This is a genomic window from Aquimarina sp. RZ0 (genome assembly GCF_008370685.1).
GTDB lineage: Bacteria > Bacteroidota > Bacteroidia > Flavobacteriales > Flavobacteriaceae > Aquimarina.
Window position 1 is genome coordinate 74,192 of the sequence record NZ_VTZU01000024.1, and the last position, 12,808, is coordinate 86,999.

Here is a 12,808-nt window from a genome sequence, read left to right on the forward strand (position 1 = left end):
TAGTTATATAACTCATATGAGTTTATCTGTATTTGTGATATGTTTTTTTAGTTAAAATCATGTCTTTTTATACTTTTTTTAACTAAAAATTTTATTCTAAAATCTTTTACCCCTATTTTTATGTAAAATGTCGTTTTACCCTAATAAAAAGAAGCTTTTCTTCTGTTTTTTAATCAATGAAGTATCAAATTTCAAGAGCAACTGATAGTGATTTACCTTTAATGCAACGTTTGTTTTATCAAACAGTAACCATCTATGGTTCCAAAATTTTCACGAAATCCGAAGTGAAAATATACTCCAGACTCGCAACAGATAAAAAATATTGGAAACAAAAATTTATTAGCGATTTTGTGTATAATGCAAAATTAAATGGAGAAATTGTAGGTTCTTTTTTGTTGAATAATGATGGAACTATAGATTACATATTTGTTCATCAGAACTATCAAGGGCGGGGTATTGCCAGAAAATTATACGAAACGATAGAACAGGTAGCAAAAGAATCCGGTATTGATACCTTAACTACAAAAGTAAATACTATAACGAGGTCTTTTTTTGAGAAACACGGTTTTAAAATAATTGAAAATGTAAAAAAGATTGCCGGAGGGGGAGAAGAGATTGTGTATAGTGGAGTAAAAAAACTTTAAAAGGTAAGCCTGAACACCATATTAGGAGTAAAACCTAATCCCAATTGTTGTACTTCTTCAAGTGTGTTTTGGTCAGTAATCCTATAATAATTATTAGAAATATTTTTTTGGTTTAGTATGTTCCATACAGATAAACCCGCTAAAGCTTTGATTTTATTGGTAATCTTAAAATTGTAGGTAGCAGAAAGATCTATTCTCATATAGTCCTTTAATCGAGAATTATTAGCATTTTGATAATTTATATTGTTATTCTCGATGCTGTTGTCTGGATTAGGGATTGTGGTAGGCTTTCCGCTATGCCAATTAATACCACTGGAAAGCTTAAAGTTTTTGAGATTATATGCAGTTGCAAAATTTATATTATGCTTGATATCAATATTATTTGGGAAATTAGTTTCTGCTAAATTATTAAATGAATACTCATTATCTGCATAGGAATAGCTCAACCAGGTGCTGAAATTTTTAAACCTTTTATTGATAAGAAAATCAATACCAGTTACGGTATAGCTTCCGTGATCTCTTTCAAACTCAAATTGATTCTGAAACCCCTGGCTTCGGGTAATGATTCCTTTTACGTTTTTGTAATAAAAATCGGTACTGATAAGCCAATTATAATGATTATAGCTTACGCCAATAGAGGTTTGCTCACTTTTGATGATAGGGATGTCATCATTATTAGATACTATCCATCTTCGGTTTTCGATACCCAAAAAATCATTTTGTAGATCAATGATCTGTGAGGTTGTTTGATTTTTAATTTCTCCTAAAACTTCTAAGGTAAAATGATTGGCAAAACGTTTATGAAAACTAAGCCTGGGCTCAAACGCGTATGTATCGAATTTTTCAAAATAATTAAGGCGCACGCCAATATTTAGATTGGTATTGCCAGAATCAGACGTGTAGGTTGCTTCAGAAAAAAGACTATGAGTTCTGATCACCTCTTTGGAACGATCTCTAAAGGTAGGATTGTCTATATCTTGTAAGTTTGATATTCCGGTTTCATTAAATTGATACCCATTTTTTATGCTGAATTGATTATTCATTACAAGTGAAGTATTAATTTTTAATCCACTTTCTAATACATCATTTTCTTGTAACAGCCTTTGATTGTTTTCGATGTCAGAATTGATGGCTTGCAGGCTATAGTTGGTACCGTAGAGTAATACATCGCTTTTAAAAAAAGTATTCCAGTTTCGTTGATATAAAATACCACCCGCACTATTATTTTGTTTGGCACTACTTTCTCTAAAAATATCAGTTTCATTTATCATCGAGTTTTCCTGAAATACTAAATTATTATGCATAACAATAGCGTTTACTTTTATAAGGTCTTTTGGTGTTACCTGATATAACCAGCGCACACTTGCATCATAAAAGGAAAATTGATCATTAGAGTTGTTATTATTGATGACTTCTGTATCCTGAAAAGCTTTATCAAAATATTGATCATAAGTAGGGGTTTCTATAAGCTCATTTATAGAATGTCTTATCGCAAATTGCAAGGATGATTTTTTGTTTATAGGGGTATCAATATATGCGTCTGCACTAATAAGATTAAGCCCAATACTGGCATCAAGATTTTGATTAATGGTATTACTGGTGTTCATCGAGATCACACTGGAAACACCATCTCCATATACAGCACTAGAGCCATTTTTGAAGAGTTGTACGTTTTTTGTTAAATATGGATTAAAAGCCGAAATCAATCCAAAAAAATGACCGGATTGATACATCTTAATTCCATCCCATAGTATTAAATTTTGATCGTTGGTTCCACCTCTGACATTGATATCAGAAACGGTTTCATTTACACTTAGAATCCCAGGCAATGCCTGAATAGTTTGTAACAAATCAGGCTCGATTAATCCCGGTAGTATCCCAAAATTATTGTAGTCGATTGTTATAGAACCATCAGCTTGTTTATCAATACCTTTAACTAGATAATCACTTAAAATGACTTCGTTCAGGTACTCTACTTTTGGAATTAATCTTAATGTTTTACAAGGTTTGCCTCTTATATCATTAGCTGATATGGTACGTGTTTTATATCCTAAATGGGTAATAGTAATAATCTCATTAAGAGAAGTAACTTTTAGCATAAACTCACCTTGATCATTACTAATCGTAGTTTTATTTTTACTTTTAATTGTTACCTCAGATATGGTAATATTATTTTGGTCTTTAACAGTTCCACATATTTGATAAACTGTATCTCGAAGGCTTACAGTGATCGTGTTTTTATCAAGAATTATATACCTGAAAGGAGTTGCTTCTTCTAAATAGTTGATGGTTTCTTCCAGCATAAGTGTATCAGAAGGTTTGTGTATTCTAATACTTTCCAACTCTTTATCCACATAGGAGAAACTATATCCGAATTTTTCTTGAATATTGTTTAAAATTGATATAAGAGGAACCCGTTCTTTTTCTGTTTGAGAATAAGATCGAAAAAGAATACAGTTCAGGAGAGTAAATAAAACGAGGATTTTTGTTTCGATCACTCCTTATATAAAGTTACATTTTCATGGTTAATAGTATAATTCAGACGCATTGGTATCGTAATAGACTGCACTGCCGTTTGAATGTCTGAATGTACAAAATTACCAGTAAAAAGAATAGTAGGATCAACATTTTTTGTCGTCACCGTTATATTATATTGTCTTTCTAATTCTTCAATAATTTGCGAAAAAGGAACACTGACAAAAGAACTTCTGTTTTCTGTCCAATCTGGTTTGCTTAAAGAAAAGGGCGTATTCGTCAGAGAACCATCAATTACTTTAATTAGGTTTCCAGGAGGAAGTTCGATGGTGTTATTATCAAATGTAACACGTACTAAGCCCTCATAACAGCGAACTTCAAAATAATGATCTCTTTGTTTTACATTAAATTGAGTACCGAGGACTGTTACAATTCCTGAAGAAGTATGTACCTCAAACTTTTTACCTTTAGCTACTTTAAAAAAAGCTTCTCCATCTAAGGTTAGCTTTCGCTGTGTTTTCCATTTTTTTTCATTGTAAACTATTGTAGATCCAGCATTTAGATTTACAGAAGATGCACCAGGCAATTCAAAAGCTTTTTTCTCGGCGGCCAATGTTTTGATAGAAGTATTATATTCATTGATAAAAGCAAAATACACGCCTAATACCACAACAAAAATTGCAGCTATTCTCAAGAAAACTACCTTATACATATTTTTATGAGCAGTGTTTTTGTGAGAAGAGATATATGTAGTAAGCTCTTGAAAATTTTCTTCTACATTAAAGACCGGAGCCTTAAATTTCTTGGCGGTTTCGGATATTTTCACATAAGAATCAAAGACGTCTAAGCTCATAAACGTCTCTGATTCCTGCTTAGTAAGTTGATCATTATTCAACCACTTTTTTGTAAGATCTTCCTTTTTCATAACAAGTTTACTAGTATTATAACAATCTTAGAATAAAAACTCCTACCTTATTTTTCATTTTTTTTAGATTCCATCAATATCTTTTCTCAATTTTTCCAGTGCTCCATAAATTCTTTTTTCTACGGCCTTTCTGGAAATACCCAGTAAATCAGCAATTTCCTTATGTTTTTTGCCTTCTGTTCGATTCATAAGAAATGCCACTCGCTGGGGTTCTGTTAAATTGGCTAATGCTTTTTGATATTTTTGTAGATATTCTTTTTCTTCTAAAATGAATTGAGGATTTTGGTTGGTACTATCATTAGTTTTGAATTGCTGATAGTTCAATTTTATTTTATCGTGCTTTATTTGGTTCAATGTTAGATTATTGGCAACTGTAAAAAGAAAACTTTTAGCTTTTTGGAGTGGTGTTTTTTTACAATTATCCCATAATTTTATAAATGCTTCTTGTACTTGATCTTTTGGATTTATATGGTCACCATATTTGTAATAAATAAAATCGTGAAGGTTTTTGGAATGTTTTTTAAAAAGCTCAGAAAACAATTTTTCATCACAAACATTCTCGAACAAATCTTTTGGCATTGTAATTATTTTTTTTTAAAATTAAAAAAAAACTTATCCAGAGTGGGAGTTTTGATGACTTAATTGTTATAATAACAAACAAAAGCTAGAAAAAGGTTATGAAAAAGGAAATGAGATGGAGGTTCGGGATGGTACTCTTTTTTTCAATTGTATTGATGAGTTGTCAGGAAGAAGAAAGAGAATTGATTGATCCTACCATAGATGATGCAATTCCGATAGATTCTAGATTAGCTAACATTATGAAAAATGTAGTGACTCATGATGGATCTTTTGATGATATTATAGATAAAGGAAATTGTTATAGTATCAATTTACCATATACAATACATGTGAATGAACAGGAAAAAATAATTAGTCAATTAGAAGATTACAATCAATTAAGTTTGTCTGACCACATCTTGATTGAATTTCCTATTACAATAACAAGACATGATTATGAAGAGCTGTTTATAGAAAATCAGCAGCAATTGGATAGGTTGGCTGCCACCTGTCTTACAACAGATGATGATATAGAATGTGTTGATTTTGTGTACCCTTTCAGGTTTGTAACCTTTAATCCGGATACAAATATATTTAATACTGTCGAGGCTATACACGATACTCAGGTTTTTGGTTTTATGGAAGACCTTGAAGATAATACTGTCGTAGCTATTAAGTATCCAATCCAGCTATTAGTATACAATAACCAAAATATGGACGCTACCCATAACGAAGAATTATTAGCTACTATTCTGGAATTCGCAAAATCTTGTGATGAAAATGATGAATAGTTAATTTTTATACTATAAATTGCTTCTCACGTTGTTATTAAGAAGACTATTTCCGGAATAGTCTTTTTTTTGTTTAACTTTTTAACTAAAACAGTAAACAAAAAGTTAAATAAATGCTAAATCAATTTCTTAGGGTAAGAGTTTTTTATTCTGAGTTGTTTAATCCTCGAACAGTTAATTAATAATCATAAACCAATGAAAATGAAAAATTTCCTCAAAAAAGCTTTTATCGCATTATTTATTACTACTATAGTTTCTTGTAGTGATGATGATGATACTACATTTATCCCGGATACAATGACTATTACAGATTTTGTAACAGCTAATGCCGAGTACAGCCTATTATTAGAAGCTTTACAGAAAACAAATCTTGATGTAACTCTAAACGGTAATGGAACTTTTACAGTATTTGCTCCTAATAATGATGCATTTACTGCTTTTTTAGGTACAGCAACTATAGATGACGTGCCAACAGAAACATTAAATCAGTTATTATTAAATCATGTGTTGGGAAGTACAGTAACTTCGGGTGAGCTATCTACGGGATATGTAAGTACTCTGGCAGAAGAACCTTCTACAGCTTCGAATATTAGTATGTTTATTAATACAGCTGATAGTGCGGTGCTAATCAATGGTGACGCTTCTGTAACTACCCCTGATATTATGACAGATAATGGGGTAATCCATGCAGTAGATAGAGTAATACCTTTACCTACAATGCTTACTTTTGTGGCGGTAGATAGTGATTTGTCATCATTAGCAACTGTCGCAACAACTACTACTGGATTTGATACTGACTTTGCTGCAGTATTAAGTGGAATAGATAGTAATTTGACTTTACTGGCTCCGGATAATGCTGCCTTTACAGCATTAGGTGATATTTCTGGTGTTGCAGTAACGGCTTTAGAACAAATATTATTAAATCACGTGATTGCCGGAATAAATGTATCTTCAACATTATCAACTAGCTATAATAATACATTAGCTACGTATGCGGACACCGATAATAATTTGAGTATCTATATTAATGTAGATACAGGTGTCTCATTCAACGGAATGTCTGATGTAACAGAGGCAGATATTGTAGCATCAAATGGAGTTATTCATAAAGTAGGAGCTGTTGTTACATTACCAACAGTAGTTACTTTTGCAACTGCAGACGCTAATTTTTCAACCTTAGTAGCGGCATTAACAACATTAACTCCTTCGACTGATTTTGTAGACATTCTTAGTACAATGAATGGAACAGATCCCGCTCCATTTACAGTATTTGCTCCTACTAACGATGCATTCATGCTAATAGAACCATTGCCAACAGATGAAAATGTAATTGCCGGGATATTACAACATCATGTTATTGGTATGGCCAATGTACGGTCTACGGATTTAACTACTGGTACCGTGACTACACTAAATGGAGATGTAACTATAGATGCAGCAGCACCAAGTGTTACTGGCGGGAGTAATATGAGTGCTAGTAACATAATTGTAGTAGATGTACAAGCTGGCAATGGTGTAATCCATGCAATTGATCAGGTTTTATTACCTACCACAAGATAATATTCTTGTAATACCCATATTACCTCAAAATACATATTGCAAATGAATACAAGGTGAAGGGCATTTTGTGAGATACACTTTTTTTGACTCAATGCCCTTTTTTCTCACACACATTTAGTTTATTAATTTTCTAAAATAAAATCAAAATGAAAACGCTAGTCAAAGGATTAACGGTACATTTCTTGTGCCTTATTGTAATGAGTTTTTTTGTATCCTGTCAGAACGACGATACCTCAGAAACACCGCCAGAACAGTTAGAATTTGAAGAATCTACTATCATCAGTTTTGATGAAATAGAGAAGATGACCCAAAATGTTATAGATGGAGAATTACAAATACCTGAAGAAGATGAAGTAGCAGAATTAAAAAATAAAAATAGTATAAGTAGAGAAAAAAGAATCTTTGATTTTTCTGCTACGGTTACAAGTGGATCTGGGGAAGGAACAGAATTATCAGGAGAATTAAAACTTAATTACACATTATATCATGCAAGTTTTACAATTTTCAGAGGAAAACTGACACTTCCTGATGGCACTAGAGCCAGAGCTCGTGGAGCAATTATTAGTGACGGTATCGTTTATTTAATTATCAATCCGCCAGGAAGAAACCTAATATTTGGATTAGGAAGAACTGATGAAAATGGAAATATAGCAGGGCGTTTTACATTATTTGGAGCTGGCATCGGAAGAGGAGACTGGAGTGCAACTCTAAACCAGGTTATTTTTCCTAATAAATCTATAGTAGAACTTATTGTAGAAGATGGTAGATTTACCTCGTTGGTAGGAGCATTGCAAGCTACAGATTTAGTAGAACCATTATCCGGAGAAGGGCCATTTACAGTATTTGCTCCCACAGACGAAGCTTTCGATGCTTTGGATGAAGTGCCTCAAGCAGATGTCTTAAAAGAGATTTTGTTATATCACGTAGCCAGTGGACGATTAAATACCCCTGAATTATTAAGTCAGGAATTAACAACAACACTTCAGGGAGAAGATATAAAAGTAAGCCTGAATGGAAATAATGAAATAGTTATCAACGATACAGTAAAATTACTTTCTGCGAACATTGGAGGTTCAAATGGAGTAATTCAGATTATAGATGCGGTGCTTATTCCGCCTTCTTTTCAACCACTACCAAGTATAGTAGAGATAGCAATTGATACTCCTGAATTATCGACATTAGTAGAAGTACTGCAGGCAGCTGATCTGGTTGATGCATTAAGTGGAGAAGGACCATTCACCGTTTTTGCTCCAACCAATGATGCCTTTGCAGCATTAGAAACAATTCCAGAAGGAGATGCACTTGCAGAAGTGTTATTATATCATGTGGCAAGTGGTAGATTCACAGCAGAAGATTTATTGGCCGGTCAGACAGTCACAACGCTACAAGGAGATGAAGTAAGTATCGCAATGATTGATGGAGAAGTTTTACTCAATGGTAGTGTGCGGGTGAGTATTGCAGATATAGAGGCTTCTAATGGTATTGTTCATGTGATTGATGGAGTTTTATTACCTCCTGCGGATTTACAATCTATCGTAGAAATTGCGGTTGATACTCCTGAGTTATCTATACTTGTAGAAGCATTACAAGCTGCAGATCTGGTTGATGCATTAAGTGGAGAAGGACCATTCACCGTTTTTGCTCCAACCAATGATGCCTTTGCAGCATTAGAAACAATTCCAGAAGGAGATGCACTTGCAGAAGTGTTATTATATCATGTGGCAAGTGGTAGATTCACAGCAGAAGATTTATTGGCCGGTCAGACAGTCACAACGCTACAAGGAGATGAAGTAAGTATCGCAATGATTGATGGAGAAGTTTTACTCAATGGTAGTGTGCGGGTGAGTATTGCAGATATAGAAGCTTCTAATGGTGTTATACATGTGATTGATGGAGTTTTATTACCCCCTGCGGATTTACAATCTATCGTAGAAATAGCAATTGCAACACCACAATTGTCTACATTGGTAGGAGCACTGCAAGCTGCCGATTTAGTTGATGCATTAAGCGGAGACGGGCCGTTTACGGTTTTTGCACCAACTAACAATGCTTTTTTGGCATTAGATGCTATTCCAGAAGGAGACGCTCTTAAAGAAGTGCTATTGTATCACGTAGCAAGTGGCAAATTTACGGCTGCAGATTTATTGGCAGGGCAAACAGTAACGACTTTGCAGGGAGAAGAAGTAACTATTGAAATGAATGCCAGTGGAGCAGTATTACTAAATCATGAGATTAAAGTAAAGATAGCCAATATAGACGCTTCTAATGGAATCATACATATTATTAAAGGAGTCTTAATACCGCCATCTTTTACAGAATAAAATAGTATTTAATTACCCAGAGGAGATCTGATTTCTGGAGGTTCGCCTCGAGTTTTTTTTAGAGTTTATTAATTTTTAATTAGAACTTCGGCTATCGGAAGTATGCTGTTTTTGCATGTCTTCCGATAGTTTTTTTATAGAAGTGATTTAAGTCTTTATTCAATTCGCTATAACAATAGCTTTTTTTGACTCAATTTTTGGCTTTTTCTTAGTTCATAGTAGCTTTATGAAGTGCAAAAAATATTTCAATTAGTCAAAAAATAACTGTTTTTCGATAGAATCAAAAAAGTTTAAATTATTCCATAGTAAAAGCAGTTTTATATTTATTCTGTTTTGCAACTTTCATAATTCAATTAATCTTCCTTTATAAATACGCTTCAAATCATTAAATTTGCAGCTGTCTACTAAAAAAGTAGGCTTTTATAATCTGAAGAAGCATATGTTTGATAATTTAAGTGATAAGTTAGATAAAGCGTTACATATTTTAAAAGGCCACGGTCAGATTACTGAGGTAAACGTTGCAGAGACACTTAAGGAAGTTCGTAGAGCATTGGTTGATGCTGATGTAAACTACAAAATTGCAAAAGATTTTACGGCTTCAGTAAAGGAAAAGGCATTAGGGCAAGATGTATTAAAAAGCCTTAAGCCAGGACAATTAATGGTAAAGCTTGTTAAAGATGAGCTGACTGAATTGATGGGTGGAGATGTAGTTGGAGTTAATCTTTCAGGAAATCCATCAGTAGTGTTGATGTCTGGACTGCAAGGTTCTGGTAAGACTACGTTTTCTGGGAAACTGGCAAATTTTCTTAAAACTAAAAAAACAAAAAAACCATTACTTGTAGCTTGTGATGTATATAGACCAGCGGCAATTGATCAATTGCATGTAGTTGGAGAACAGATAGATATAGAAGTTTTTAGTGATAAAGGGAATAATGACCCTGTAGCAATTGCAAAAGCAGGGCTGGCTCATGCCAAAGCCAATGGTTTTAATGTTGTAATAATTGATACCGCCGGACGTTTGGCAGTTGATGAGGTGATGATGACCGAAATTGCAAATATTCATAAAGCAGTTACACCTGATGAAACATTATTTGTAGTAGATTCTATGACAGGTCAGGATGCCGTGAATACAGCAAAGGCATTTAATGATGTTTTGAATTTTGATGGCGTAATTCTTACAAAACTAGATGGGGATACCAGAGGTGGAGCTGCAATTTCAATAAAATCAGTAGTCAATAAACCTATTAAGTTTATTGGTACCGGAGAAAAGATGGAAGCAATTGATGTGTTCTATCCTTCTCGTATGGCTGATCGTATCTTAGGGATGGGGGATGTTGTATCACTTGTAGAACGGGCACAAGAACAATTTGATGAAGAAGAAGCAAGAAAGTTACAGAAGAAAATTGCTAAGAATCAATTTGGATTTGATGACTTCTTAAAGCAAATTCAGCAAGTAAAGAAAATGGGGAATATGAAAGACCTTATAGGTATGATTCCTGGTGCTGGTAAGATGATGAAAGATGTGGATATCGATGATGATGCTTTTAAGCATATAGAAGCTATTATACATTCTATGACGCCTGATGAAAGAACAAAACCTCAAATGATTAATGCCAGTAGAAAAAAACGAATAGGAAAAGGTTCAGGAACCTCTGTTCAACAAGTTAATCAATTACTCAAGCAATTTGATCAGATGAGTAAGATGATGAAAATGATGCAAGGCGGAGGCGGTAAACGCATGATGCAGATGATGGGTAAAATGAAATAATATTTATTCCAAAAATATAGTTCAAAAAAAAGCAGGAATACAACGTATGGAAGTATTAGATGGAAGAAAAGTAAGTAATGATATTAAAAATGAAATCGCTGAGGAAGTTCAGAAGATGAAAGATAGGGGTGAGAAAGTCCCACATCTTGCTGCTGTTATAGTTGGAAGTGATGGAGCTAGTCTTACGTATGTAGGTAGTAAGGTGAAAGCCTGCGAAAGAATAGGTTTTGAATCTACCTTGGTAAAGATGCCAAGTACTACAAGTGAAATAGAATTATTGGCAAAAATAAAGGAGTTGAATGAGAACAAGGATATTGATGGCTTTATTGTACAATTACCACTACCTCCACAGATTGATACTCAAAAAGTACTATTAGCTGTTGACCCCGATAAAGATGTAGATGGTTTTCATCCTATGAATTTTGGTAAAATGGCATTAGATATGTCTACTTTTATTCCTGCGACCCCATTTGGTATTTTGGAGTTATTAGAGCGATATAATGTGGACACTAAGGGGAAACATACTGTAGTTATAGGTAGAAGTCATATAGTAGGTAGACCTATGAGTATTTTGATGGGTAGAAAAGGTTGGCCAGGTAATTCTACTGTGACCTTAACACATAGTCATACTAAAAATATTACTCAGATTATCTCTCAGGCTGATATTGTTATATCCGCATTAGGAGTTCCAAATTTTTTGAAAGCAGAAATGGTAAAAGATGATGCGGTTGTCATTGATGTGGGAATTACCAGAGTTGCGGATGAATCAAGAGAAAAAGGATATAGAATTGCGGGAGATGTGGATTATGAAAATGTAAGTAAAAAAGCTTCTTATATTACTCCTGTTCCCGGAGGTGTAGGACCTATGACAATTGCAATGCTTCTTAAGAATACTTTATTAGCAAGAGAGCGGCATCGGAATAATTCATAAAACATAGATTTAGAAGTAAAAAGCCTAAATATAAAACTCTGGAGGATACTTTCTTTAGAGTTTTTTTTTTGTGTGTGGAGTAGTGGTATATGATATTCAGGACAAACTCATACTTTTCGAGTTGATTTTTGGGGTATTTTTTTGTATTAAAAGACTTGATTTTAAGTTTGTCAATAGTGGTTTTTTAGATTAAAAATGAGTATATTATATTGATAATCAATATAATATATATATATTGAAAAACACAAATTCACTACAGTCAATTTTTAGTCAAATGGAAGGCCCTAGAAGCCATATAAACCAACTTCACAATTTTATTGACTCCTTCTTATCGGAATAATTTCAGTAATTTGTGGAGCAGAAACTTGGAAACAAATGGTAGGGTTTGCTAAGTCAAAAGAAGCATTTCTTAAAACATTTCTCGAATTACCCAACGCAATACCTTCAGAAGACACTATAAACAGATTGTTTTCGGCAATCGATAGCACGGAATTTGAAAAGTACTTTATCCAATGGGTAACTACGGTAAGCAGTCAGCACAAAGGGCAAATCATTGCTATTGATGGGAAGACAATTCGAGGAGCAAAATCACACGGAAAAAAATCTCCAATTCATATGGTAAGTGCTTGGGCTTGCCAAAATAATATGGTTCTAGGTCAAGTGAAAACGGCTGAAAAATCTAATGAAATAACTGCGATCCCAGAACTTATACGATTTGTGATTAAAAAATTCGTATAAATTCATTGAATTATTTTTTCTTTATGCAAGGCAAAAAAATCAAGCATAGCTATAGCTACGGTTTATTTTTTAAACGAAGTAGAAAGGAAAAAAAAAC

9 protein-coding genes and 1 pseudogene are annotated in these 12,808 nt (G+C 33.5%); 7 read left to right on the top strand and 3 right to left on the bottom strand.

Translation table 11 applies throughout. The features are described 5' to 3' along the window. Positions 1-176: 176 nt before the first annotated feature. On the top strand, positions 177-644 hold the full coding sequence (locus F0000_RS10990; protein WP_149624766.1) for a GNAT family N-acetyltransferase: 468 nt from the start codon (positions 177-179) through the stop codon (positions 642-644). On the opposite strand, the gene F0000_RS10995 is transcribed toward F0000_RS10990, so the two are convergent. The 3 genes from F0000_RS10995 to F0000_RS11005 form a co-directional block, all read right to left on the bottom strand. After that, a complete protein-coding gene (locus tag F0000_RS10995) occupies positions 641-2,998 on the bottom strand; it encodes a TonB-dependent siderophore receptor (protein ID WP_149624767.1) in 2,358 nt (785 codons plus the stop codon). The two genes, F0000_RS10990 and F0000_RS10995, sit on opposite strands and share 4 nt — an antisense overlap. Before the next feature lie 140 nt (positions 2,999-3,138). Then, the gene (locus tag F0000_RS11000; protein ID WP_149624768.1) at positions 3,139-4,044 is read right to left on the bottom strand and encodes a FecR family protein; all 906 of its coding nucleotides are present in this window, start codon (positions 4,042-4,044) and stop codon (positions 3,139-3,141) included. Positions 4,045-4,107: 63 nt separating this feature from the next. Continuing rightward, complete coding sequence (locus F0000_RS11005; protein ID WP_188112089.1) at positions 4,108-4,623, bottom strand: RNA polymerase sigma factor; 516 nt, start codon at positions 4,621-4,623, stop codon at positions 4,108-4,110. A gap of 98 nt (positions 4,624-4,721) precedes the next feature. Between F0000_RS11005 and F0000_RS11010 the strand changes: the two genes are divergently transcribed. The 6 genes and pseudogenes from F0000_RS11010 to F0000_RS11035 form a co-directional block, all read left to right on the top strand. Beyond that, positions 4,722-5,393, top strand: coding sequence for a hypothetical protein (locus F0000_RS11010; RefSeq protein WP_149624770.1), 672 nt, complete (start codon positions 4,722-4,724; stop codon positions 5,391-5,393). Between the two features lie 201 nt (positions 5,394-5,594). Then, on the top strand, positions 5,595-6,953 hold the full coding sequence (locus tag F0000_RS11015) for a fasciclin domain-containing protein (RefSeq protein ID WP_255452693.1): 1,359 nt from the start codon (positions 5,595-5,597) through the stop codon (positions 6,951-6,953). Between the two features lie 146 nt (positions 6,954-7,099). After that, the gene (locus tag F0000_RS11020) at positions 7,100-9,274 is read left to right on the top strand and encodes a fasciclin domain-containing protein (protein ID WP_149624772.1); all 2,175 of its coding nucleotides are present in this window, start codon (positions 7,100-7,102) and stop codon (positions 9,272-9,274) included. 439 nt (positions 9,275-9,713) lie between these two features. Then, on the top strand, positions 9,714-11,042 hold the full coding sequence (gene ffh, locus F0000_RS11025; RefSeq protein ID WP_149624775.1) for a signal recognition particle protein: 1,329 nt from the start codon (positions 9,714-9,716) through the stop codon (positions 11,040-11,042). 46 nt (positions 11,043-11,088) lie between these two features. Next, positions 11,089-11,973, top strand: coding sequence for a bifunctional 5,10-methylenetetrahydrofolate dehydrogenase/5,10-methenyltetrahydrofolate cyclohydrolase (locus F0000_RS11030; RefSeq protein ID WP_149624773.1), 885 nt, complete (start codon positions 11,089-11,091; stop codon positions 11,971-11,973). A 235-nt stretch (positions 11,974-12,208) separates the two neighbouring features. Beyond that, a pseudogene (locus F0000_RS11035) lies at positions 12,209-12,693 on the top strand (ISAs1 family transposase); the annotation flags it as partial. Between the last annotated feature and the right edge of the window lie 115 nt (positions 12,694-12,808).